17 protein-coding genes are annotated in these 19,776 nt (G+C 61.2%); 10 read left to right on the forward strand and 7 right to left on the reverse strand.

What is annotated here, in order from left to right:
- Nucleotides 1-5 precede the first annotated feature (5 nt).
- Nucleotides 6-1,217 (reverse strand): AGE family epimerase/isomerase, encoded by a 1,212-nt coding sequence (locus B5F94_RS03870; RefSeq protein WP_087327881.1) that lies wholly within the window; start codon nucleotides 1,215-1,217, stop codon nucleotides 6-8.
- A 199-nt stretch (nucleotides 1,218-1,416) separates the two neighbouring features.
- Here B5F94_RS03870 and B5F94_RS03875 point away from each other — a divergent pair, with 199 nt between their 5' ends.
- Both B5F94_RS03875 and B5F94_RS03880 read left to right on the forward strand, forming a co-directional pair.
- The gene (locus B5F94_RS03875; protein ID WP_087327884.1) at nucleotides 1,417-2,796 is read left to right on the forward strand and encodes an ROK family protein; all 1,380 of its coding nucleotides are present in this window, start codon (nucleotides 1,417-1,419) and stop codon (nucleotides 2,794-2,796) included.
- Nucleotides 2,797-3,456 carry a GDSL-type esterase/lipase family protein gene (locus B5F94_RS03880; protein WP_087327886.1) on the forward strand — a complete coding sequence of 220 codons (660 nt, stop codon included), beginning with the start codon at nucleotides 2,797-2,799 and terminating at the stop codon, nucleotides 3,454-3,456.
- A 51-nt stretch (nucleotides 3,457-3,507) separates the two neighbouring features.
- Here B5F94_RS03880 and B5F94_RS03885 read toward each other — a convergent pair whose 3' ends face one another.
- From B5F94_RS03885 to alr, 3 genes are all read right to left on the reverse strand, one after another.
- Nucleotides 3,508-4,053 (reverse strand): hypothetical protein, encoded by a 546-nt coding sequence (locus tag B5F94_RS03885; protein WP_087327888.1) that lies wholly within the window; start codon nucleotides 4,051-4,053, stop codon nucleotides 3,508-3,510.
- Nucleotides 4,054-4,107: 54 nt separating this feature from the next.
- Nucleotides 4,108-4,473 carry a type II toxin-antitoxin system PemK/MazF family toxin gene (locus B5F94_RS03890; protein ID WP_087271958.1) on the reverse strand — a complete coding sequence of 122 codons (366 nt, stop codon included), beginning with the start codon at nucleotides 4,471-4,473 and terminating at the stop codon, nucleotides 4,108-4,110.
- A 200-nt stretch (nucleotides 4,474-4,673) separates the two neighbouring features.
- Complete coding sequence (alr, locus tag B5F94_RS03895; RefSeq protein WP_087327891.1) at nucleotides 4,674-5,801, reverse strand: alanine racemase; 1,128 nt, start codon at nucleotides 5,799-5,801, stop codon at nucleotides 4,674-4,676.
- Nucleotides 5,802-6,073: 272 nt separating this feature from the next.
- Between alr and B5F94_RS03900 the strand changes: the two genes are divergently transcribed.
- Nucleotides 6,074-6,406, forward strand: coding sequence for a hypothetical protein (locus B5F94_RS03900; protein WP_087188292.1), 333 nt, complete (start codon nucleotides 6,074-6,076; stop codon nucleotides 6,404-6,406).
- Nucleotides 6,407-6,442: 36 nt separating this feature from the next.
- On the opposite strand, the gene B5F94_RS03905 is transcribed toward B5F94_RS03900, so the two are convergent.
- Together B5F94_RS03905 and B5F94_RS03910 are read right to left on the reverse strand one after the other, a co-directional pair.
- Nucleotides 6,443-7,042 (reverse strand): hypothetical protein, encoded by a 600-nt coding sequence (locus B5F94_RS03905; protein ID WP_087327894.1) that lies wholly within the window; start codon nucleotides 7,040-7,042, stop codon nucleotides 6,443-6,445.
- A gap of 24 nt (nucleotides 7,043-7,066) precedes the next feature.
- Nucleotides 7,067-8,602 carry an NAD(P)H-hydrate dehydratase gene (locus B5F94_RS03910; protein WP_242965571.1) on the reverse strand — a complete coding sequence of 512 codons (1,536 nt, stop codon included), beginning with the start codon at nucleotides 8,600-8,602 and terminating at the stop codon, nucleotides 7,067-7,069.
- Nucleotides 8,603-8,983: 381 nt separating this feature from the next.
- Here B5F94_RS03910 and pheS point away from each other — a divergent pair, with 381 nt between their 5' ends.
- The 3 genes from pheS to B5F94_RS03925 all read left to right on the forward strand — a co-directional run bounded on the left by pheS (nucleotide 8,984) and on the right by B5F94_RS03925 (nucleotide 15,853).
- The gene (gene pheS / locus B5F94_RS03915; RefSeq protein WP_087271949.1) at nucleotides 8,984-10,009 is read left to right on the forward strand and encodes a phenylalanine--tRNA ligase subunit alpha; all 1,026 of its coding nucleotides are present in this window, start codon (nucleotides 8,984-8,986) and stop codon (nucleotides 10,007-10,009) included.
- A gap of 18 nt (nucleotides 10,010-10,027) precedes the next feature.
- The gene (gene pheT / locus B5F94_RS03920; protein ID WP_087327900.1) at nucleotides 10,028-12,718 is read left to right on the forward strand and encodes a phenylalanine--tRNA ligase subunit beta; all 2,691 of its coding nucleotides are present in this window, start codon (nucleotides 10,028-10,030) and stop codon (nucleotides 12,716-12,718) included.
- 957 nt (nucleotides 12,719-13,675) lie between these two features.
- Nucleotides 13,676-15,853, forward strand: coding sequence for a M28 family peptidase (locus B5F94_RS03925; RefSeq protein ID WP_158100250.1), 2,178 nt, complete (start codon nucleotides 13,676-13,678; stop codon nucleotides 15,851-15,853).
- Between the two features lie 59 nt (nucleotides 15,854-15,912).
- Here B5F94_RS03925 and spoVAC read toward each other — a convergent pair whose 3' ends face one another.
- A complete protein-coding gene (gene spoVAC / locus B5F94_RS03930; RefSeq protein WP_087327906.1) occupies nucleotides 15,913-16,353 on the reverse strand; it encodes a stage V sporulation protein AC in 441 nt (146 codons plus the stop codon).
- Nucleotides 16,354-16,475: 122 nt separating this feature from the next.
- Here spoVAC and B5F94_RS03935 point away from each other — a divergent pair, with 122 nt between their 5' ends.
- Genes B5F94_RS03935 through B5F94_RS03950 form a run of 4 tightly spaced genes read left to right on the forward strand, consistent with a single transcriptional unit; the run spans nucleotide 16,476 to nucleotide 19,729 of the window.
- Nucleotides 16,476-17,126, forward strand: coding sequence for a MerR family transcriptional regulator (locus B5F94_RS03935; protein WP_087272485.1), 651 nt, complete (start codon nucleotides 16,476-16,478; stop codon nucleotides 17,124-17,126).
- Nucleotides 17,107-17,424 (forward strand): YbjQ family protein, encoded by a 318-nt coding sequence (locus B5F94_RS03940; RefSeq protein ID WP_087188284.1) that lies wholly within the window; start codon nucleotides 17,107-17,109, stop codon nucleotides 17,422-17,424. Before B5F94_RS03935 ends, B5F94_RS03940 begins: the two co-directional genes overlap by 20 nt.
- Before the next feature lie 3 nt (nucleotides 17,425-17,427).
- On the forward strand, nucleotides 17,428-18,147 hold the full coding sequence (locus B5F94_RS03945) for an ABC transporter ATP-binding protein (RefSeq protein WP_087327910.1): 720 nt from the start codon (nucleotides 17,428-17,430) through the stop codon (nucleotides 18,145-18,147).
- Complete coding sequence (locus B5F94_RS03950; RefSeq protein ID WP_087327912.1) at nucleotides 18,140-19,729, forward strand: hypothetical protein; 1,590 nt, start codon at nucleotides 18,140-18,142, stop codon at nucleotides 19,727-19,729. The genes B5F94_RS03945 and B5F94_RS03950 overlap by 8 nt, the downstream gene beginning before the upstream one ends.
- The last annotated feature ends 47 nt before the right edge of the window (nucleotides 19,730-19,776 follow it).

Here is a 19,776-nt window from a genome sequence, read left to right on the forward strand (position 1 = left end):
CCCTCTCAATTCCGCTCCAGGATCTGGCCGATCATCTGATCGCACATGATGAGCATCCGAGGCAGGTGGAAGGGACCTTTGAAGGTGGAACCCTTGCAGGGAGGCTCGGTGGGCTTGCCGTCCCGGCGCAGATAGCCGTACCAATCGCCGTACTCAGGATCAGAGAAGTATTTCTTGCAGTAATCCAGGGTCTTTTCAAACCACTCCAGATACTTCTCGTCGCCGGTATCACGATAGATCATCATAGAGGCGATGAGGATCTCGTCGTGAGGCCACCACAGCTTCATGTCGTGCTCGTAGGCCTCGGGGGGACGGCCCAGGCAGTCAATAAAGTAGAGCAGTCCGCCGTACTCCTTGTCCCAGCCAGCATTGATGGCCTGGTCAAAGATCTTGATGGCGGTGGCGTGCTGTTCCTTGTTGCCCCGCAGGTTGGCGTCCTCCATCAGGAACCAGGAGCACTCGATGTCATGACCGGGGTTGACCACACGGCCCTCGGTCACATCGCCCCGGAACTCGCCGTTGGGACCCACGCTCTCCAGAGTGCAGCCCAGCTCGGGCTTATAGTGGTAGCGGAAGATCTCGTCCACACACTGAGCGGCCCGCTGGTTATACAGCTCAGCCTGCTCGGGGTCCACCCGGCGCAGCACGGAGGTGATGTTCAGGTAGATCATGGGGTTGGCCAGAGCGCGGCCGGAACGGGTCTCAGGAATGGTCTTGGAGCCCAGTCCGGTGGGGTCCTTGATCAGGCCCTGATTCAGATTCCAGATCAGCTCATAGGCAGCGCGGGCACGCTCCAGGCACTCCTTGTCCCCGGTAACACCATAATATTCGGCGTTGGCGATGGCGTAGAACCCCTCGGAGAAACAATAGCGGCGCTGACGCAGGGGCTTGCCGTCACCGGTCACGGTGAAGTACATCCGGTTGCCTGCCTCCCGGTTGATGCAGCAGCGCTCCATAAAGTCCAGGCAGCTCTTGCTGGCAGCCAGCCACTCGTCCTTCACCCCATAGGTGTGGCACAGATAGGCAAACATCCAGGCGCAGCGGCCCTGCATCCATACGCTCTTGTCGGTGGAGAAGATCTTGCCTTCCCGGTCCAGGCAGGTGTAGACGCCCCCGTTTACCGGGTCCATGCCATTTTTCAGCCAGAAGTTGACGCTCCGCTCCAGCTCTTCCTTGATCCATTTCTGATGATCCTGCAGACGTGCAGTGATATCCATAATCGCAATTCCCACCTTTCCATTGTTGGGAGATGATCCCCCGTTGGTTCCATCATACCCGTCGGTCCATCCCCCGTCAAGACCTGGGAAGAAAATAATTTTCAGAATCCTGAAAATATGCTTGACAGATTTAAAAAAACTGGTAGCCTATACATATAACGAGCTTTCTGTTTCCCATATATGTTAAGGAGGATGTCTCATGAAACATCTTGGCATTGAAGTCCCTGTCAAACACGTCCCCGAGCTGGACCCCGGTTTCCTCCCCCTGGGCAAATTTTTTGCATCCTTCCTGAAGGACGCCAAAAAGCCTCTGGATCTGGCCGTTGAGCGGGCCGGCGGCGAGGTAGCCGTCTACAAGACCTTCATCCACGGTACCCCCGACATGGCTGAGGCCGACCGCTACTATGTGGACCGGCTCATCAAGACGATGCTGTGGTATATGGGCGGCTTCAAGGTCTACATCAGCGGCGACAAGGATATCTTCGAGGCTATGAAGGCCACCTACTGCGTGGGCGGCAAGCGCTCCTTCGACGCCGACTTCATGTCCAATGTGTATGAGAAGCCTTTTGAGGTGGTGTACTGCGACCAGGTGCCCGCCGAGAAGAGCAATCCTCAGGCCGTGGGCCGTCACCTGGGCGGCTGCCGCATCGGCTTTGACGCCGGCGGCTCGGACCGGAAGGTGTCCGCCGTCATCGATGGCGAGCCTGTGTTCAGCGAGGAAGTGGTCTGGTATCCCAAGATCACTGCCGACCCCGACTACCACTACGAGGGCATCGTGTCCGCCCTCAAGTCCGCCGCCCAGCATATGCCCCGGGTGGACGCGGTGGGCGTCTCCTCCGCCGGTATCTACATCGAGAACCGCACCATGGTGGCCTCCCTGTTCCTGAAGGTGCCCAAGGAGGACTTTGACGCCAAGGTGAAGGACATCTATATCCGCGCCATTAAGGATACCTTTGGCGATGTGCCCTATGTGGTAGCTAACGACGGCGACGTGTCCGCTCTGGCCGGTGCCATGAGCCTGGAAGAGAACAACATCATGGGCATTGCCATGGGCACCAGCGAGGCCGTCGGCTATGTGGACCAGAACGGCAACATCACCGGCTGGCTCAACGAGCTGGCCTTCGCCCCCGTGGATGCCAACCCCGACGCCATGGAGGACGAGTGGTCCGGCGACATCGGCTGCGGCGTGAAGTATTTCTCTCAGGACGGTGTCATCAAGCTGGCCCCCGCCGGCGGCATTGAGCTGGACCCCGCCCTCTCCCCCGCCGAGAAGCTGAAGGTGGTGCAGAAGGCTATGGAGGAGGGCAACCCCGGCGCCGCCGCGGTGTACCGCTCCATCGGCGTATATCTGGCCCACTCTCTGGCTCTGTACTATCACTTCTACGGCTTCAAACACGTGCTGCTGCTGGGCCGCGTTATGTCCGGCAAGGGCGGCGACCTGCTGCTGGACACCTGCAAGAGTGTGCTGGCCGACGAGTATCCTGATATCGCCTCCAAGATCAACCCCACCATGCCGGACGAGAAGGCCCGCCGTGTGGGTCAGTCCGTGGCCGCCGCCTCCCTGCCCGAGATCAAGTAAATGCGGCGCCACATCGTCTGTCTGGGAGACTCCAACACCCATGGCTACTGTCCCGATCCTGCCGACTGCGCCGACGGTTCCTGCTTCCGCTTCAATGAGGAGGAGCGTTGGACCTGCCGGCTGCAGCAGGCTCTGGGAGACAGGTATCTGGTGGTGGAGGAGGGTTTGTCCGGCCGCACCACCGTGTTTGACGACCCGGTGGAGGAGGGCCTGTCCGCCCTGTCCTGCCTCTATTCCTGCCTGAAAAGCCACAAGCCGGTGGACCTGCTGGTGGTCATGCTGGGCACCAATGATTCCAAGGAACGCTTCGGGACCAACGCCTACACCATCGGCCGGGGTATGGAACGGCTGGTCCGGGCCGCTCAGACCCTGGACTGCTGGCCGGACGGCAAGCCCAACATTCTTATGATTGCTCCCAAAGCCATTGAGGAGGGTGTCTATACCTCCCCGGTGGCCGATGAGATGGGACCCGGCTGTGTGGAAAAGACCCGGGGGCTGGCGGCGGAATATGAGGCCGTGGCCCGGCTGACCGGCTGCGCCTTTCTGGACGCCAACACCCTGGACCTTACCTGTAATACGGTGGATTATATGCACCTGACCCGGGAGAGCCACGCCAAACTGGCCCAAACTCTGGCCCAGTTGATTCCCACCCTGATCTGAATAAAAAATGTGGACGGCAATGCCGTCCACATTTTTTATCTTTACACATTATTATTTAATGGTATAGCTACCACGGACCATGATGGTCACATCGGCGGAGGCCTTGACCCCCCGGCCATCGATGGTTGCCAAATACAGGTGGTTGGTGGTCAGGTTTTTCCCGCCGGCCAGGGCCGAGCCGTCAGTGGTGTCGATGAGGCCGGGGGCCGTATCGGACACACAGACTGCCGTGCCGGTCCGCAGCAGAAATTCGCAGGCCGCGGTGCCCACCACAGTCTGTCCCGCCTTCAGATTAACGATCTGGAACACACCGCCGGCGGAAGTGGAGCCAGAACTGCCGCTGAGGGCTTTTTCCACCTCATCCACATAGCCGTCCACCACATCGGACAGCTTCTTCTCCAACTCAGACTGCTTGTCCGCCACTTTGTCATCCACCTGATCCAAAATGGCTGGGATCGCCTGATCCTCCAAATAGCTGAGGGTGACCAGGGGATCGTTCTTGCTGCCCTGCTGTCCGGCAGCCACCGCCACACCCACCAGGGCCAGGGTGACCAAACCGCCGGAGATGAGCCGGACCAGTCCTTTGCTCTGCTTCATATGTACCTCCTGTCTGACGGGGAGCCGCCCTTGGGGACGGCTCCCCTCTTGTCCTTAAACCATGGTTTCTGTGTGCAGGCCAAAGCTGACCGCGATGGCGTTGTCCACCCGCTGCATCTGCGCTTCGTCCAGCCGGCCCATGTGCTCTCTCAGCCGCCTTTTGTCCAGCGTCCGGATCTGTTCCAGCAGCACCACCGACTCCTTGGGGAGACCGTAGGTGTTGGCTGAGAGCTCGATGTGGGTGGGCAGACGGGCCTTGCCGGTCTGGGACGTAATGGCCGCCGCGATCACGGTGGGGCTGTGCCGGTTGCCGGTGTCGTTCTGCACGATGAGTACCGGCCGCACGCCTCCCTGCTCGCTGCCCACCACGGGGCTCAGATCGGCATAAAAAATGTCTCCGCGTTTTACGCTGTTGTCCACAAAAGCTCACACTCCGCCGGAAAATAGTCACCAGCGTCACACGACCGGAGGCCTATGTAACGCGGTCACTATGATTCTCCCACGGGGCGGCGGGAATTATACCCGTCCTGCAAAATTTCGCGGGGCAGGCCGGTCCTCCGCCGCCTGGCCGGACCTTTCTCCCCCGGCCCATTGTATGCGCCCGCCGGCCAGCCGGTGTCTCAGTCCAGATAGGCCCGGTGAACCCGGGGGGACACGGCGCACAACAGCTCATACTGAATGGTGCCCGCCAGAGCGGCTACATCCTCAATGGGCAGGTGCTCGCCGAACACCTCCACCTCATCTCCCGGCGCCACGTCCAGCCCGGTGACGTCCGCCATACACATATCCATACAGATCCGGCCCACAACGGGAGCCCGCTGGCCGCCAATCAGCACCTCCAGCTTGTCGGAGCACAGCCGGGGCAGACCGTCGGCATAACCGATGGTAAGAGCGGCCAGTTTGGTCTCTCGATCCAGCACATATGTGCAGCCGTAGCTCACCGGGGTCCCGGCAGGCACAGCCTTTACCGAGGCCACCCGGGTCTTGAGTGTCATCACCGGCCGCAGTCCGGGGCCGTCCAGCCCCTCGCAGGAGGGATCTGGATAGTGTCCGTACAGGGCGATGCCAGGCCGGACCATGTCCAGGTGGGTGCAGGGGAACTTCAGGGCAGCAGCACTGGCGGCGCAGTGACGGATGGCAAAGGTGATCCCCCGCTCCTTCAGCGCCTCCAACAGATCCAGAAAACGGGTAAACTGGAGCATGGTATAGTCCTCATCCCCGTCGGCGTTGGCAAAGTGGGTGTAGATGCCCTCCGCCTCCAGGCCGGGCAGAGCGCACACCTGGGCAATGGCCTCCACAGCGGCGCTCTGATCCTCCCCGCCGCACAGCCAGCCCAGCCGGGACATCCCGGTATCCGCCTTCACATGGATCTTCAGGGTCTTGCCCGCAGCAGCTGCCGCGTTGGATAGGGCGCGGGCCATCTCCACATCATAGACCGTCTGGGTAATGCCATTGTCCAGCAGAGCTTCCGCCCGCTCGGTGGGCGTATAACCTAGAATCAGGATAGGGGTGGTGATTCCAGCCTGGCGCAGCTCCAGAGCCTCGTCCAGGCAGGCCACTGCCAGATATTCCGCGCCCAGCGTCTCCAGTCGCCGGGCCACCTGTACCGCGCCGTGGCCATAGGCGTCCGCCTTCACCACGCCCAGAAACCGGCAGCCCTGGGGCAGCATGGCCCGCAGCGCCCGATAATTATGTTCCAGATTGGACAGGTCGATCTCCGTCCATGTTCTTGTCTGCGTTTGTTTCATCTGATTTCCTCTTTACCTTGAGATACAAAATGCCCGCCGCCGGGCGGCTGACACAGCAAAGCTGCCAAAGGGCAGTTCATTGGTCCTTATTATACTACGCCGCCCCGCCGGTCACAACCCCGAACCGAACGGTCTTTCATGGATTTTTCATCTAATGTTCATACAATTTCCAAGACATTTTTCCTGCTTCCGGATATACTATAGGCATAGAAACAGTTTTCGCACCATGCTCCCGCCGCCTGTATCAGGCGGGATCTAAGGAGGTTTGTTCCATGATGGAAGATGTAGGAAAGGTATTTGCCGATGTAGGCCTGGCCAGCGTAGGCCTGGTGGCTCTGGCCGCCGAGCAGATGGGCAAGGCCGGTAAGTTCCTGGTAGAAAAAGGCGCCGCCGCGGTGGAGGAAGGCCGCAAGCACGGCGCCGAGCTCCAGCGCAAATGTCAGGAGGAGGCCCAGCGCCGCCGGGAGGAGCAGTTCGACCGGCACGTCAGCCAGATGAATGCCCAGCAGCGGGAAGAGCTGCGCCGCCGTCTGGCAGAGCTGGACGACCTGGAGCAGGAAGCCGCTCAGGCCGACTCTGAGGACAACGATACCACCGCATTTTAATACAGCGGGGTGCTGCCAGGCAGCACCCCGCTGTATTTATTCCATCGTTGCAAAGCCGGAAAAGACGCACTGGATCACGGTAAAGCCATCCTGGGACAACTCTCCCCGAAGGAGGGCGTGGCTGTCCGGATCAAACCAGAGGGAGCACTCCTGGCCCTCCCCTGCCTTGGCCTCCGGGTCCCGGCAGATCACCCGCAGAACCTGCCCCTCTCCGGTCTCCTCCATGGCACACTCGGCGATAAAACCCTCGGTGGCATAGCGCAGTAAGACGGGTACCGCCTCCATGGGACTCATACCGCTTTCATCCAGGGGGCCGGTCTCTACCCACACGCCGTCATATTCCAGATACCCGCTGCCGTCCTTCAGCCGGGCGGTCACTCCGGCCACGGCGTCCGGGCTGGTGACGGTGAGCACACTCTCCCCTTCCCGCCGGTACTCCAGATCCAGGCCGTACTCATAGACCCGCTGTCCATAGTCAGCGGTCACAGTTAATTGGGCGGTACAGCCCTCCATGGCCAGATATTCACCCCGGATGTCCAGGGCCAGCTGCTCTGCGCCGGTGGCCCCGCCGCCGCAGGCAGCCAGAGCCAGGCACAGGGTTATCGTCAGTACGCACAAACCAAACCGGCGGCGCACTCCGTCTCCCCCTTTATTCCATGCTTATTCCACAGATTCCTTGATCACCCGGGGCAGCGCCGCCACCACGTCGGTAGGCGTCATGCCGTACTCCCCAATCTCCTGGGCGCACAGATCACCGGCCGCGCCGTGGAGCCACACCGCCATGGGCACCGCCTGCCGGGCGGGCAGGCCCTGTCCCAGCAGGGAGAGGATCACTCCCGCCAGCACGTCGCCGCTGCCTCCCTTGGCCATACCGGGATTGCCGGTGGTGTTGATGTAAGCAGTACCGTCCGGGAAAGCAGTGATGGTGCGGTGGCCCTTGAGCACCAGACAACAGGTGTGCTCCATGGCAAAACGCCGGGCCGCTCCCAGCCGGTCCCCGTCGGACAGATCGCCTCCCAGCCGGGCAAACTCCCTGTCATGGGGGGTGAGCACCGTGTGAAGGCCCTGCCGGGCGTCCAGTACATCTATATGTCCTTCCAGGGCGTTTATGCCGTCGGCGTCCAGGATCACGGGGATATGGATCTCATGCAGCAGGTGACGCACCACAGCCGCCACACCGTTGCCCCGGCCCAGGCCGGGGCCGATCAGGCACACACCGCAGCCCGCCAGCTTATGATGGATCACCTCTCCAGCCTCCAGAGACAGCTGGCCCTCCTTGCCTGCCGGCAGAGGGTAGGGCATAGCCTCGTCCAGCTTGGCAGCAGCCACCGGCCAGATGGGGGCAGGCACCCCCACCGACACCAGCCCCGCGCCGGAGCGCACCGCCGCCTGGGCCGCCAGCACCGGAGCGCCGGTATAGCCCACGCAGCCCCCCAGAATGGCGCACCGGCCGAAGTCACCCTTATGGGCGTCCAGAGGCCGGCGCGGCAGCTTCACACCAGCAGCCTCCACAGTGCTCACCGGACAGTCCAGGGCATCCACCAAATCTTTGGGAATCCCAATATCGGCTACCGTCAGCTTGCCGGTACACAGTCCGCCTTTCCCTACATAATGGCCCGCTTTGGGCAGGGTGAAGGTAACAGTACGGGCGGCGTGTACCGCCTCCCCCAGCACCCGGCCGGTGTCGGTCTCTACTCCGCTGGGGATATCGGCGGACACCACAGGGATGTCGCAGGTATTCATCATATGGACGGCGGTAAGGGCATCCCCCCGCACATCGCTGTTCAGCCCGATGCCGAAGAGGGCGTCCACCATCACATTGGCCTCCAGGCACCAGGCGGCAAACTCAGCATCATCAGGCTGGAAGGGTTCCAGCTTTCCCCCTGCCGCCGCCAGTTTCGCCTCCATGGCTCGGGTATCCTGGGTCATCTTCTCATGGCTGCCCACCAGGACACATCGCACTTCAAATCCCGCCTCCAGCAGCTGCCGGGCGCAGGCCACGCCGTCGCCGCCGTTGTTGCCCGGCCCGCAAAAGCACACTACCCGTCCAACGCAGTCCCCCGTTAGGTTCATGACCTCCTCGGCCAGGGCCGCTGCCGCCCGCTCCATCAAGCCGGTGGACGGGATTCCCCGTTCCTGAATGGCGATCCGGTCCGTCTCCCGCATCTGCTGTGCTGTGGCGATCCGCATATTCATACACACTCCTGTTCCTTGGTTCTTTCGTTCAGGCAGCCCCATTATATGCTGTCCATCCCGTCCCGTCAATTTTAATCTTGCACTTTCTGTCAAACTGTGCTATAAATAATCTTACTTGCGAAGAAGGGAAAAAGATCGGTTCCCCGCCCGGCAGAGAGCGTCCGTCACCGGCTGAAAGCGGATGTGGGGTTGGCCCGTTCGGTTCGTCCTGGAGCGGCCCTGGAGACAGGGACGGATTTGCCCCACGTTATCGGGGCCAAAGTGCCCGCTGCGTGCGGGAATTGCGGGTGGTACCGCGGAAGGTTTGCCTTTCGTCCCAATGGATTGGGATGGAAGGCTTTTTTGTTTACAAATCGTATCACTGCAAAAGGAGCTGCGAATATGAAGGAAACACTGGAGACCATACGCCGGGAAGCGCTGGCCGCACTGGACGGCGCCGGCAACGCCCAGGAGCTGGACGCCCTGCGGGTGAAGTACCTGGGTAAGAAGGGCGAGCTTACCGCCGTTCTGAAAATGATGGGCAAGCTGTCCGCCGAGGAGCGCCCCGCCATGGGTCAGCTGGCCAACGAGGTCCGTTCCGCCCTGGAGAGTGCCCTGGAGGCCAAGGGTAAGGAGCTGGAGGCCAAGGCTCTGGAGGACCGGCTGAAGGCTGAGGCCCTGGACATCACTGTCCCCGGCAAGGCTGTTAAGGCCGGCCACCGCCACCCCATGTATATCGCCCTGGACGAGATCAAGGAGATCTTCATCGGCATGGGCTTCACTGTGCTGGATGGCCCCGAAGTGGAGCTGGCCAAGCTGAACTTTGACCGCCTCAACGCCGAGGAGGGCCACCCCTCTCGTGACTGGTCGGATACCTTTTACTTTGATGAGGACAGCCGTGTGATGCTCCGCTCCCAGACCTCCCCCATGCAGGTCCGGGCCATGGACACCATGGAGCTGCCCATCCGCATCATCGCCCCCGGCCGGGTGTACCGCAAGGACGAGGTGGACGCCACCCACTCCCCCATGTTCCATCAGGTGGAGGGCATGGTCATCGACAAGGGTGTCACCATGGCCGACCTGAAGGGCACTCTGAATACCGTGGTGGAGCAGCTGTACGGCAAGGGCACCAAGACCCGGTTCCGTCCTCACCACTTTCCCTTCACCGAGCCCTCCTGCGAGATGGACGTGCAGTGCCACAAGTGCGGCGGCGTGGGCTGTCCCACCTGTAAGGGCGAGGGCTGGATCGAGCTGCTGGGCGCGGGCATGATCCATCCCCGCGTGCTGGAGATGAGCGGCATCGACCCCAATGTGTACTCCGGCTGGGCCTTCGGCATCGGTCTGGAGCGTACCGCCATGCGCCGGTTCAAGATCGCCGACCTGCGGCTCATCTTCGAAAACGACGTGCGGTTCCTGGAGCAATTCTAAGAAAGGAGTGTAGGAACAATGAATCTGAGCAGAAAATGGCTGAATGAATTTGTCACTGTGACTGCCTCCGACAAGGAATTTGCCGAGGCCATGACCCTGTCCGGCTCCAAGGTGGAGCTGACTCACGACCTGGGAGAGGAGATCTCCAATGTGGTGGTGGGCCGCCTGCTGTCCATGGAGCGTCATCCCGATTCCGATCATATGTGGATCTGCCAGGTGGACGTGGCTCAGGAGGAGCCCATCCAGATCGTCACCGGCGCCTGGAACATCCACCCCGGCGACCTGATGCCGGTGGCCCTCCACAAGTCCACCCTGCCCGGCGGCGTGAAGATTCAGAAGGGCAAGCTGCGCGGCGCGGTGTCCAACGGTATGTTCTGCGGCCTGGCTGAGCTTGGTCTGGATACCCGCGACTTCCCCTACGGCGTTATCACCCCCGCCGCCATTCTGGGTGACTATCACCCCCTGGACAAGGACAAGCCCTCCATCCCTGCCGACATCCAGCCCGGCCACAAAGTCTATGGCCCTGTGGTGTGCGCCAAGGTGACCGGCGTCACCACCACCGGCTATTCCACCTATGACGTCACTCTGGATACCGGCGACGGCACTGCTACCGTCTCCACCACCTGCCCCAACCTCCACGAGGAGGACCTGGTGGCCTACAACGCCAAGAGCAATACCATTTGCACCCTGGAGGATCTCCACGCCCAGCAGGCCGAGTTCCCCCACTGCATCCCCGACGGCATTTTTGTGCTGAACGAGGACTGCAAGCCCGGCGACGACATCAAGCCGGTCATCGGTCTGGACGACCATGTGGTGGAGTTTGAAATCACCCCCAACCGCCCCGACTGTCTCTCCGTCATCGGTCTGGCCCGGGAGGCCGCCGCCACCTTTGACGCCCCCCTTACCCTCCACGAGCCTGTGGTCAAGGGCGGCGGAAACGGCATCCTGATGGAGCTGCTGGACGTGGAGACCCCCGCCAGCGACCTGTGCCCCCGGTACACCGCCCGGATGGTGCGCAACGTGAAGATCGCCCCCTCCCCCAAGTGGATGCGGGAGCGGCTGCGCTCCATGGGCGTGCGTCCCATCAACAACATCGTGGACATCACCAACTACGTCATGCTGGAGTACGGCCAGCCCATGCACGCCTTTGACTACCGCTATGTGAAGGGCGGCAAGATCATCGTCCGCCGTGCAGAAGAGGGCGAAGAGCTCACCACTCTGGACGGCCAGGTGCGCAAGCTCAACGCCAACCACCTGGTCATTGCCGATGAACATCGGGCCGTGGGTCTTGCCGGCATCATGGGCGGCGAGAACAGCGAGATCGTGGACGACACTGTGGACGTGGTCTTTGAGTCCGCCTGCTTTGACGGCACCTGCATCCGCAAGGGCGCGCTGGCTCTGGGTATGCGTACCGAGGCCTCCGCCAAGTTTGAGAAGGGCCTGGATCCCCTGAACACCCTGCCCGCCGTCAACCGGGCCTGTGAGCTGGTGGAGCTGCTGGGCGCCGGCGAGGTGCTGGACGGCACCATCGATATTCTCAACTACGTGCCCCAGCCCCGGGTGCTCAAGCTGGAGCCCGAGAAGATCAACGGCCTGCTGGGCACTGACATCGCCGAGAGCGAGATGGTGTCCATTCTGAAGAAGCTGGACTTCCAGGTGGAAGGCGATCAGGTCACCGTACCCTCCTGGCGCGGCGACGTCATCGGTATGGCCGACCTGGCCGAGGAAGTGGCCCGTTTCCACGGCTACAACAACATCCCCATCACCCTCATGAAGGGTCAGACCACCCTGGGCGGCTTCTCTGTAGGGGAGAAGCTGGAGCGCCAGCTGGGCTCCCTGTGCCGGGCCATGGGCTTTGATGAGATCATCACCTACTCCTTCATCTCCCCCACCTGCTATGACAAGATCCGCTGGGACGCCCACGACCCCCGCCGTCAGTCCTTCAAGATTCTCAACCCCCTGGGTGAGGACACCTCCATCATGCGTACCACCGTACTGCCCTCCATGCTGGAGATCCTGACCCGGAACTACAACTACCGCAACCAGAACGTGCGCCTCTATGAGGTGGGCCGCATCTACCTGCCCGGCGGCGAGGACGGTCTGGCTGTGGAGAACAAGGTGCTGTCCATGGGCGCCTATGGCAGCGATATGGACTTCTACGCCCTTAAGGGCTGTGTGGAGGCCATTCTCAAGGACCTGCGGGCCGAGGACGTCCACTTCGAGGTTCCCAGCGTGACCAATCCCTCCTATCACCCCGGCCGGGTGGCCGATGTGTACGCCGGTGCCCAGCGCATCGGTGTGCTGGGCCAGGTCCATCCCCTGGTGGCGCAGAACTACGGCGTGGATGCCCAGTTCTACTGCGCTGAGCTGGAGCTGAACGCGCTCATGGCCGCCAAGGGCGCCGATCCCGAGTATGTGCCTCTGCCCAAGTTCCCCAACCTCACCCGCGACATCGCCGTGGTGTGCGACGAGGTGGTGACTGTGGGCGCGCTGGAGGCCTGTATCCGCAAGGGAGCCAAGGGCCTGCTGAAGGAGTGCAAGCTCTTCGACATCTACCGCGGCAAGGGCGTGGAGGAAGGCAAGAAGTCTGTGGCCTTCAACCTGGTCCTCCGGGCCGACGACCGCTCCCTCACCAGCGAGGAGGCCGACGAAGATGTGAAGAGCATCCTGGCCGCTCTGGAGAAGGAACTGGGCGCCGTACTGCGCTAACTTCCCCAAAATGTGAAAAGTCCCCCCGGCATTGCCGGGGGGACTTTTTATGTTGAGAGGTTTGCCGCATTTTTGCCCAGGAACAGCACAACCCCCCGGCCATCCATCGTGACCGGGGGGCTACTTTTCGACCTGGGGTTCAATCACTTGGTCTACCTCTACTTTCTACAGATTTGCCACGCATTGGGAAGGACTCGGTTTTGGGATTCGCCTGGATCACTGTCTCCTGCAACGTACTACCCTGATTTCCGTCTTCAGCGAACTTCGCATCTGAGGTTTCCGGGTCTCCTCGCTTCAATGAGTTTGTTGGGAACACGTGTTGCCTAAAACGAACCGTTCCTTTTCCTTCTGCGTTGAGGCTTTGATGATTTGGACTTTACTAGCCCATTGGGTTCACCTCTTTCTTTCTGGTTTTAGTATACTATTGGGTCTGCCGTTTGTCAAGTCTTTTTTATTTGTTTTTCATAATTTCTTATCTTTTCTCTTATTGGCTTCCAGTATATTTACACATACCCGGATCCATCCCACTTACCCGAAATTCAGGATTGACACCTGCATTGACCTGTGGTATAAATTGTATGTTCGTTTTTGAACGCCTGTGCGAATGCACGTCCTGACCATCCTTTCACAAGGATCAAGGCTACACGGACGGCCGGGTCAAATGCCGAAAACCCGTCGAAGAGCCGGGGACCGTACCGCGGGTACGGACTGGCAACTTTGTTGCCTTATTGATTGAGCGGAAAGGCTCAAGTTTTATAAGTTGGTTACTTCATAACCGATGCGTAGATACGCACATCAACTTGTGAACGGTCAATAAGAGTGATGAATCGGACTGCACGGTACGGGCCCCCGTAACAGGCGAACTATAACTCTCTTTGTGTTCCAGCCATGGTGTGTATCTGCGCCATGGCTTTTTTGCTGCCTTTCCGCTCCACACGTTTGGAGGAGAGAAAAAAGATGAGGAAACGTCTGATTGCCGCAACCGCCGCAGCAGCTCTGCTGCTGTCCCTGACCGCCTGCTCCCAACCGGATGAGCAGCCGGAACCCTCTGCCGGACAGGATACCCAGGCCCTGGTATCCGCCTATCTGGAGCAGGTAGACCAGGAATACGCCTACCAGATCGCCGAGACCCTGGCCTACGATCCCGCCTACCTGTCCAACGAACTGGGCTGGCGCACCGCCGGTTCCGATGCCGAGCACGCTGCCGCCGACTACATCGCCGCCGAGATGGAGTCCATCGGCCTGACGGTGGAAAAGGTGCCTGTCACCGTGGATAAGTGGCAGTTCAACGACGCCTCTCTCACCATCGCCGACACCGATATCCAGATCATGCCCGCCTCCTACGCCACCAACGGCACGGACGCTGACGGCATTACCGCCCAGCTGGTGGATGTGGGCACCGGTACCGCCGCCGAGTACGAGGGGGTGGACGTGGAAGGCAAGATCGCTCTGGTGGGCGTGGACCAGTGGAATGTGGCCTGGATCGACCAGTATATGAATGAGGCCGCTCTCCACGGCGCCAGCGCCATCGTCACCTACGATGTGGGCGGCTACGCCACCTATTCCGACGACATGATCAATATGCAGGACGTTTGCTCCAAGGATGTGATCCCCTGCGTCAGCATCAGCAAGAACCAGTATCTCCAGCTGGCGGAGGCTCTGGCCGCGGGACACGACACCGCTACCCTGATGGTGGACAACGTCATGGAGCCGGAGCAGGGAACCAGCTACAATGTGGTGGGCACCCTGAAGGGCCGCAGCTCTGAGCAGCAGATCCTGGTGGCAGGCCACTATGACGTCTACTTCAACGGCTTCCAGGACGACAGCTGCGCCATCGGCCTGGTGCTGGCCATGGCCAAAGCCATGGTGGATTCCGGTTACCAGCCGGAAAACGATATCCGCTTCATCGCCCACGGCTCCGAGGAGTGGGGCGCCTCGGGCACCCAGTTTGACTGGACCACCGGCGCCTGGGAAATGATCAACACCGCCCATCCCGAGTGGGCCGGCAAGACCATCGCTCTGCTGAACTTTGAGCTGCCCGCCTTCTACGACGGCATGGAGGAGGGACAGATCAGCTGCGTCCCCGAGTTTTCCACATTGACCCAGTCCTTTGTGGAAGAATCCGGTCTTTTGACCCAGCCTGTTAACAACGTGTACCCCGGCGGCATCAGCGGCCAGTCGGTGGACACCAACACCATGGAGGACGGCGTCTCCTACCGGGCTTCCGGCGTCCCTTACTTCATCAACATCCCCGGCACCCAGGACGGCGAGGAGGGCTGGATTCAGCAGCGCTACCACACCGCAGCCGACGACCGGGATACCTACAGCGCCGACGTGATGCACACCAATCTGAACATCTTCGGTACGCTGGCCATCTACCTGGATCAGACGCCCGCCCTGGAGCTGGACCTGACCGCCACCTGCGACGATCTGGCGGAGGCTCTGGACGCCGATCTGGTGGCCGCCGCCGGCGGCGACGGCGAAGCCTACACCACCGCCCTGGAGACGCTGCGGACAGCTGCCGACGGGTGGAATCAGGAAATCGCCGCTGTCAACAGCCGCTATCAGCAGGCTCTGTCCGAAGGAGCCAGCCAGGAGGACCTGGACGCCATCCGGGCCGAGGGCCGGGCGCTGAATGCTAAGACCCTGGAGGCCTTCCGCTTTGTCCAGGACCACTTCATCGGCATCGCTTCCACCTCCACCATTCTCATCAAGCATCAGGCCTATCAGGAGAATATCGCTCTGATCTCCGGCGTGGTTGACGCCCTGGAGCAGGGAGTCCTGGGCAATGAGGAGGGTACCGGCGCGCTGGATCTGGCTTGGATGATCAACGGCGGCACCGAGTACGGCTACTATAATTTCAGCCTGGAGACCAACGCCCGCTCCAAGGATGCTCTGCTGGAGGACTCCAACCCGGGCAACCTGTTCTGGGGTACCGGCAAGGGCTCCATCCTGGCGGAAACCTATCCCGCCACGATGTCTCTGCTGGCCAAGAGCATGGAGGAGGCCCCCTCCTTTGATGAGGAGATCGCCCTCTACAACGATGCCCTGACCCAGCAGCAGCAGCTTCTGGCCCAGCAGGTGGCTGCGGAGACGGCCGCCATGGGTGAGCTGACCCAGCTGCTTCAGGCTTAACCCAATGAAAAGACGCGGAGCACGGCTTTGCCGTGCTCCGCGTTTTCTGTTTATAGCAATCAGGCACTCAGCAGTACCAGGATCACACCATAGATCACACTGGCCACCAGGCCATAGACAATGACCGGCCCGGCGATGATAAACATCCTGGCGCCTACCCCCAGCACCAGTCCCTCGCTTTTGAACTCCAGGGCGGGAGAGGCCACCGCATTGGCAAAGCCGGTGATGGGTACCAGAGTACCCGCTCCAGCGTGCTGGGCCAGCTTATCAAACCACCCCAGGGCGGTGAAAAAGGCGGAAAGGAAAATCAGCGTGACGGACACCGCTGTCCCTGCGTCGGTCTTATCCAATCCCCAGCTCTGGTACAGGTCGCTCAGCCCCTGTCCCAGGGTGCAGATCAAACCGCCCACCAGAAAGGCCCAGATCAGATCCTTCCACAGGGGAGAGGGCTTGGCCATCCCAGCCACATAGCGGCTGTACTCCTCGTTGGTCATGTCCATGGTACGCGCCTCCTTTTCCTTCATTATGTCCGCCAGCCGTGGGAATATGTGCAAGGGTATATTTTTTACTTGACTTTCCACCGGGTAGAGGGTATATCTTTTTTGCATCGGAGGTGAGCGGCATGAAGATCAACGAGGTGGAGCAGCTGGTGGGCGTCACCAAGCGCAACATCCGCTTCTATGAAAAAGAGGGGCTGCTGAACCCCGGACGCAATGCGGACAACGGCTACCGGGATTATACCGACGCCGACGTGGAAGCACTGCGTAAAATCAAGCTGCTGCGGAAGCTGGACGTGCCCATGGAAGAGATCCGAAAAATGCAGCAGGGCATCCTGACCCTGGACGACGGCCTGCGCCGGCACATCATTCAGTTGGAACGGGAGCAGGCCAACCTGGCCACCATCCGGACCCTGTGCCAGACATTGGCCGACGCCGGCCAGCAGCTGGCCGACCTGGACGCGGACCGGTGGCTGTCGGAAATGGACCGTATGGAAGGAGAGGGGACCCGCTTTGTGAACATCCATAAGAAAGATACTGTGTCCCACTACATCCCGCCGGTGGTATGCGCCCTACTGTTCGTGGTCCTGATGGGGGGCGTCATGGCCCTGGTGGTGTGGGCCGCTGTGGCCTTCCCCACCGACGCGCCCCCGCTGCCGGTGGTGGTGGTACTCACCCTGATCCCGGCTGTGTTCATCGTCGGGGTCCTGCTGGCCCTCATCCAGCGCATCAAACAGATCCAAGGAGGAGAAGAAAATGCTGCTTCTAAATATTGAGTACATCCCCGGCAAAGAGATCCAGGCCCTGGGTATCGCCAAGGGCAGCGTGGTCCAGTCCAAGCACTTCGGCAAGGACTTTATGGCCGGTATGAAGACCCTGGTGGGCGGCGAGATCGAGAGCTATACCAAAATGCTCACCGAGGCCCGTCAGATCGCCACCAAGCGCATGGTGGATGACGCCGAGGCCATGGGGGCCGACGCCGTGGTGGGCGTACGCTATACCTCCGCCTCCATCATGCAGGGCGCGGCTGAGATCACCGCCTACGGCACCGCCGTCAAAATCGTGGAGGGATAACCCATGCTGCACATCGAACACTTTTCCAAGACCTACCCCGGCGGCAAGCGGGCGGTGGACGACCTGAGCCTCCATGTGGCTCCCGGCGAGATCTTCGGGTTCATTGGCCACAACGGTGCGGGCAAGACTACCACCCTCCGGGCGGTGGCCGGCGTCATGGACTTTACACAGGGCACCATCACCATTGACGGGCACAACGTCCGCACCGACGCCCTGGCTGCCAAGAAGGTCACCGCCTTCCTGCCCGACAACCCCGACCTCTATGAATTTCTCACCGGCATCCAGTTTCTCAATTTCATCGCCGATCTATACGAGATCTCCGGGGATACCCGTCAAAATCTCATCGCCAGGTACGGCGACGCTTTTCAGCTCACCGGCCATCTGGGCAGCCCCATCGGCAGCTACTCCCACGGCATGAAGCAGAAGCTGGCCCTCATCTCCGCCCTCATCCGCCAGCCCAAGCTGCTCATTTTGGACGAGCCCTTCGTAGGCCTGGACCCGTCGGCGGCCCACCTGCTCAAACAGTTCTGGGCGGAGCTGTGCGCCGCCGGCAGCGCGGTATTCTTCTCCACCCATGTGCTGGAGGTGGCCGAAAAGCTGTGCCACCGAGTGGCTATCATCAAGCAGGGCAAGCTGATCCGCATGGGCAATACCGCTGAACTGGTGGGAGACTCCACCCTGGAGGACGTATTCCTGGAACTGGAGGGAGACGGGCATGGCTAAATTTCTCGCCCTGCTGAAGCTGAATTTCCGGGCCCTGCTCTCCGCCATGCGGGTGGGCCGGAAGAAGCGCTCCTTCTCCGGCATAGGCGCCCTGGCCCTTCTGGCCGGGTTGTCGCTCTATATCTCCGGGGTGTACAGTTCCCTGCTGGCCGGACAGCTGGCGGCGGTGGGGGCCCTGCCCCTGCTGCTGGTGCTCATGTCCCTGGTGGCGGTCCTGCTGGGTTTCTTTTTCTCCCTCTTTGCAGCCCAGGGCGTGGTATATGGGGCTAAGGACAACGACCTGATGCTCTCCCTACCCATTTCCCCGTTTACCCTTATGCTCTCCCGTACCCTGGCGCTCTATCTGGAAAACCTGGTATCCACCGTGTTCGTGCTCCTCCCCGCCGGGGTGATCTATCTGTGGTACGGCGGGCCGGGAGGTTGGGCGGTGCTCCCGCTACTGCTGGTTTCCGCCCTCTTTCTCAACCTGCTGCCCACCCTGCTCACCCTCATCATAGGCTTTGTGCTGGCCTGGCTGTCCGGCCGGTTTTCCCGGAAGGCCCTGGCCTCCACCCTGCTCCAGCTGCTCCTGCTGGCTCTGATTCTGGTGGGCTCCTTCTGGCTGAGCGCCGCTGCCAACAATATGGAAAATGCCGCCCCCGCCATCCTGTCCTTCTTCCAGGGCTGGGGCCGTCCCTTCCTGCTGCTGGCAGAGGGGGTGAGCGGCGGAAATCTGCTCCAGCTGGCGGCTCTGTGGGCCCTGTGCCTGGTCCCCTTCCTGGTGGTAGTGTGGCTGTTGGCCTGGCAGTATAAGGCCATCATCACCCGGCTGTCCACCCACCGGACCCGCTCGGATTACAAGCTGGGCAGGCTGTCCTCCTCCAGCCAGCGGGGCGCCCTGCTGCGGAAGGAGGCCCGCCGGTGGTTCGGCACCCCCAGCTATGTATTCAACACCGGCATCGGTCTGCTCCTGCTGCCCGGCGCCGGGGTAGCCGCTCTCATCTACCGGGAATCCATCGCACAATTTTTAGAGATGGCTGGCGGCCTAGCTCTGGCTCCGCTGCTGCTGGCAGGCATTACGTTCTGCCTGTCCACCGTTGCCATCACCGGCTCCTCCATCAGCCTGGAGGGCAAACAGCTCTGGCTGCTCCAGTGCGCCCCCGTTCCGGTGACCACCATTCTGGGCATGAAGGTGGCCTTCCAGCTGCTGGTCATCCTACCCTGTCTGGCAGTGGGGTGGCTCATGCTCTGTCTGGCCTTTGCCCTAACTCCGGCAGAGTGGATACTCCTGCTGGTTGACGGATTACTCTTCGCCCTGATGTGCGCCCCCTTCGGGCTCTGGATCAACCTCCACTTCCCCAAGCTGGACGCCGTCAACGACGCCGTGGTGGTCAAGCAGTCGGCCGCCGCCATGCTGTCCACTTTCCTGCCCATGGTTCTGGTCCTGCTCTTTTTCCTGCTGTGGTTCTTTTCCCTGGAACCGCTGGGCAGCGTGGGTCTGCTGCTGGTATACGCCGTTATTCTGGCCGCTGCGGCTGTCCTCTCCTTCTTTGCACTTGTGCGCCAGGGGCCCGCATTGTTCCGCAGTCTGGAGGAAAAATGACAAATTGCTACAAAGTGGGGACGGGCCTTGCGCCCGCCCCCGCTTTG

The sequence above is a fragment of the Flavonifractor sp. An4 genome (assembly GCF_002161755.1).
GTDB classification, from domain to species: Bacteria; Bacillota; Clostridia; order Oscillospirales; family Oscillospiraceae; genus Flavonifractor; species Flavonifractor avicola.

Bases quoted from the DNA above. Each gene is read 5' to 3' on its own strand.
- B5F94_RS03870 (WP_087327881.1), bottom strand. From the start codon at position 1,217: ATGGATATCACTGCACGTCTGCAGGATCATCAGAAATGGATCAAGGAA.
- B5F94_RS03875 (WP_087327884.1), top strand. From the start codon at position 1,417: ATGAAACATCTTGGCATTGAAGTCCCTGTCAAACACGTCCCCGAGCTG.
- B5F94_RS03880 (WP_087327886.1), top strand. From the start codon at position 2,797: ATGCGGCGCCACATCGTCTGTCTGGGAGACTCCAACACCCATGGCTAC.
- B5F94_RS03885 (WP_087327888.1), bottom strand. From the start codon at position 4,053: ATGAAGCAGAGCAAAGGACTGGTCCGGCTCATCTCCGGCGGTTTGGTC.
- alr (WP_087327891.1), bottom strand. From the start codon at position 5,801: ATGAAACAAACGCAGACAAGAACATGGACGGAGATCGACCTGTCCAAT.
- B5F94_RS03900 (WP_087188292.1), top strand. From the start codon at position 6,074: ATGATGGAAGATGTAGGAAAGGTATTTGCCGATGTAGGCCTGGCCAGC.
- B5F94_RS03910 (WP_242965571.1), bottom strand. From the start codon at position 8,602: ATGAATATGCGGATCGCCACAGCACAGCAGATGCGGGAGACGGACCGG.
- pheS (WP_087271949.1), top strand. From the start codon at position 8,984: ATGAAGGAAACACTGGAGACCATACGCCGGGAAGCGCTGGCCGCACTG.
- pheT (WP_087327900.1), top strand. From the start codon at position 10,028: ATGAATCTGAGCAGAAAATGGCTGAATGAATTTGTCACTGTGACTGCC.
- B5F94_RS03925 (WP_158100250.1), top strand. From the start codon at position 13,676: ATGAGGAAACGTCTGATTGCCGCAACCGCCGCAGCAGCTCTGCTGCTG.
- spoVAC (WP_087327906.1), bottom strand. From the start codon at position 16,353: ATGGACATGACCAACGAGGAGTACAGCCGCTATGTGGCTGGGATGGCC.
- B5F94_RS03935 (WP_087272485.1), top strand. From the start codon at position 16,476: ATGAAGATCAACGAGGTGGAGCAGCTGGTGGGCGTCACCAAGCGCAAC.
- B5F94_RS03940 (WP_087188284.1), top strand. From the start codon at position 17,107: ATGCTGCTTCTAAATATTGAGTACATCCCCGGCAAAGAGATCCAGGCC.
- B5F94_RS03945 (WP_087327910.1), top strand. From the start codon at position 17,428: ATGCTGCACATCGAACACTTTTCCAAGACCTACCCCGGCGGCAAGCGG.
- B5F94_RS03950 (WP_087327912.1), top strand. From the start codon at position 18,140: ATGGCTAAATTTCTCGCCCTGCTGAAGCTGAATTTCCGGGCCCTGCTC.